This is a genomic window from Streptococcus mitis bv. 2 str. SK95, assembly GCF_000222705.1.
GTDB classification, from domain to species: Bacteria; Bacillota; Bacilli; order Lactobacillales; family Streptococcaceae; genus Streptococcus; species Streptococcus mitis_AY.
In genome coordinates this window covers 1-1,095 of the sequence record NZ_AFUB01000025.1, presented here as the reverse complement: position 1 = coordinate 1,095, position 1,095 = coordinate 1, and the positions used below count along the sequence as shown (strand labels likewise).

The following is a 1,095-nucleotide window of genomic DNA, read 5'->3' as shown; positions in this document are numbered from 1 at the left end:
ATTATAGGAAAATCTTCAATATGATTTTTGTTTAACTGACGTTTATCAATCCCTCCAACACAAATACGTCTAATATAATCACGGTAAGCATCACTTATCAGTATTTCCAAAATAAATCTCTTACTTATATCTGAATTAATTCGAACCAAATAAACATGCCCATTTATATTAGCTTTTCCACTTTGGCCTAGATATTGAGCTGTCCGACCCAAACTACTATTCTCAGTATTTACTCTACCTGTTTTGGTAATCAACAAATCTCCATGTTCTAAAATAGTATCTTTCATATTTCTATTTGTCTGATCATCAATATAAGCAATGTCATCTAATAATATCTTATTTTTCCAAACATTTTGACTACGAAAAAACATAATACCCCTATCAACATATACTTGCGATCCACCTTTAGGAGTATTTCCACTAGAGATTTTATTTGTTAATACCCCTAACTTAGTAACTTCCCATCCCATATCGTTCAAAATAGGATCCCCAAACATCTCGTTAAATCGGGATTTTACAAGGTTTGAGAGTTCACTAATCTGCTTATTTCTATTTATTATTTGATACTCTAACCTATCCAATATGTCTACTATTGTATTTTGATTTTCTATAGTTTCAATATTAACTTTGGTTTTATTTAAATAGTCAGCTAACTTTAAATTAATAATTCCAGTTGTTTGATTTTGAAATTTTAACACCTTTTTTGTGTCATAAAGATACTTCATTAAATAAAATATATATTTAGAATTATATTCTGGTTTAACTCTTAAAATACTAGTAAAGTTATTTGTGAAATAATCTTGATCTGTAACATCGAAATATACAACACGTCCAACCGGTTGATTTGGACTACCTCCTGATTTTTCAATTATAATATCACCAGTTCTTAGAATTTTGTCGCTGTTTTTATCTTTATCAATTTCACGACATACAATATTATCTAGATTTAGTCTTCCAGAATTTAGAAAATTTGAGGTTCTAATTACTGCTGTCGCCTCTCCTTTGCCACTATCTTCATTACCCCATTCACCATTTATAGATTTTTCAAATATATTCTGTAAAAAAATGATCGTCATGCAACCACCTCCTCGGAAT

Annotated in this window: 1 protein-coding gene; it reads right to left on the bottom strand. The window is 29.5% G+C overall.

Going from position 1 to position 1,095, the window contains the following annotated elements; all coding sequences use genetic code 11:
- A partial coding sequence (locus HMPREF9965_RS12640) for a restriction endonuclease subunit S (protein ID WP_004243463.1) occupies positions 1 to 1,076 on the bottom strand: 1,076 nt, incomplete at its 3' end.
- Positions 1,077 to 1,095 lie beyond the last annotated feature (19 nt).